Genomic DNA, 1,943 nt, shown 5'->3' on the forward strand with positions numbered 1-1,943 from the left:
TCCGAATCCGCCACCACCACCCCCGCCGCCCTCTTGATCCCGGCGGTCATCGATATTGTCGCTGCGACGGAAGTCATCGAAACGCATCAGCCTGTCCTCGGTTTGGCCGCACCGGCGATTCGGGGCCGGTCCTCGTGTGTAGCCGATCGGAAAAAATCGGCGACAATTAGCATTAACCCGCCCGGCAAATATTGCCTAGTGCGCAGCCCTGACGCCGGCGAGGACAACGCACAGCCGGCGTCCGGGCAGCCAAAGCCGTGCGTAAACACCGATGGTGTAAACGTTTGCACGCTTTCATCGCGGTCGACATGCCGGCAGAGAGAACTGTTCCTCCGTCCGTTCGTTCCGTGGTCACCAAACTGCAATCCAATTAAGTCGATTTTTACTTTGACGGGTCATTGTAGTGGCTAGTCGGTTTGTTGGTCCCGCGTCGCCGACGGCGTCACATGAGTCAGGTTAGTTGAGTCATGGTTGTGTCGCGTCGCGGGGCGTCTGCAAAGGCGCCCCGCACTCAATTTGAAGATATGCCCGAGAGCCGAATCATCGTCGGTGATTGCATCGCCGAGATGGAGAAGCTCCCGCCGAAGTCGGTGGATCTGGTGTTCGCCGATCCGCCGTACAATCTGCAGCTCAAAGGTGCGCTGAAGCGTCCCGACGAATCGGAAGTCGACGCCGTCGATGACGATTGGGACAAGTTCGCGTCCTTCGCCGCTTACGACAACTTCACCCGTGCGTGGCTGCTCGCCGCGCGACGGATCATGAAGCCGTCTGCGACGCTGTGGGTGATCGGTTCGTACCACAACATTTTCCGCGTCGGCACGATCATGCAGGACCTCGGGTTCTGGGTGCTCAACGACATCGTCTGGCGCAAATCGAATCCGATGCCGAACTTCCGCGGCCGTCGTTTCACCAATGCGCATGAAACGATGATCTGGGCGGCGCGTGACGAGAACGCCAAAGGCTACACCTTCAACTACGATGCGTTGAAGGCGGCCAACGAGGACGTTCAGGCACGCTCCGACTGGCTGATTCCGCTGTGCACCGGCGACGAACGGCTGAAGGGCAAAGACGGCAAGAAGGTCCACCCGACGCAGAAGCCCGAACAGCTTCTGGCGCGTGTACTCCTGAGCTCGTCGAAGCCCGGCGATCTGGTGGTCGACCCGTTCAACGGGACCGGCACGACAGGTGCTGTCGCCAAGCGTTTGCGCCGCAACTACATCGGCATCGAACGCGACAAGACCTACGCTGAAGCGGCGCGGGCGCGAATCGATGCGATCGAGCCGCTGCCGGACGACACACTGAAGCCGTTCCTCACCGCGCGCGATGCACCGCGGGTGGCGTTCTCCGAACTGATCGAGCGCGGCATGATTTCGCCGGGCGCCCGGCTGGTCGATTCGAAGAAGCGGCACGGTGCGCTGGTGCGTGCCGACGGCGCCATCATGCTCGGCGACAAGGTCGGCTCGATCCACCGGATCGGCGCGATGGCGCAGGGCTCAGAAGCCTGCAACGGCTGGACGTTCTGGCACGTCGAAACCAGCAAGGGTCTTCGGCTGATCGACGAACTGCGCGCCGAGATCCGCAGCACGATGATCGCCTAAGGCAAAAAATCTCTCCGGTTCTGATCCAATCAGAACCGGAGTTCTTTTATCTTACCGCGGTTGCTCCATGCGCACCGCGCCTGATGTCGATATCGCTCTAGCCTCCGCCAACGAACCGTCCGATCCGGTACTTCGGCAGCAACGCGTCGGCTTCGGGCGAATGTTTCCGTCCCTTGGTCTTGGTGTCGTACGCCTCAGATGCTTCCTTGCCGCACCAAGGCTCGATGATGCTCGGCCGCGATGGATGATCCGGCAGATACGCCGTGACGTCGTAGACGTTGCCGCGAATCGCCATCCAGCAATCCTGCGGCACGGCGTGCCGGGCCAGCTCGGCCGCGCCGATCT

General features: G+C 61.4%; 2 protein-coding genes. One reads left to right on the forward strand and one right to left on the reverse strand.

Translation table 11 applies throughout. The annotated features are described in order from the left end of the window. The first annotated feature begins 467 nt into the window (after positions 1-467). Positions 468-1,598 carry a site-specific DNA-methyltransferase gene (locus tag DYI24_RS25700; protein WP_107354440.1) on the forward strand — a complete coding sequence of 377 codons (1,131 nt, stop codon included), beginning with the start codon at positions 468-470 and terminating at the stop codon, positions 1,596-1,598. Between the two features lie 97 nt (positions 1,599-1,695). Here the strand turns inward: DYI24_RS25700 and DYI24_RS25705 are convergent. Continuing rightward, the coding region (locus DYI24_RS25705; RefSeq protein ID WP_164574321.1) for a cytochrome b5 domain-containing protein at positions 1,696-1,943 on the reverse strand (248 nt) is incomplete at its 5' end.

This window comes from Rhodopseudomonas sp. BR0C11 (assembly GCF_010820945.1).
Taxonomy (GTDB): domain Bacteria; phylum Pseudomonadota; class Alphaproteobacteria; order Rhizobiales; family Xanthobacteraceae; genus Rhodopseudomonas; species Rhodopseudomonas palustris_H.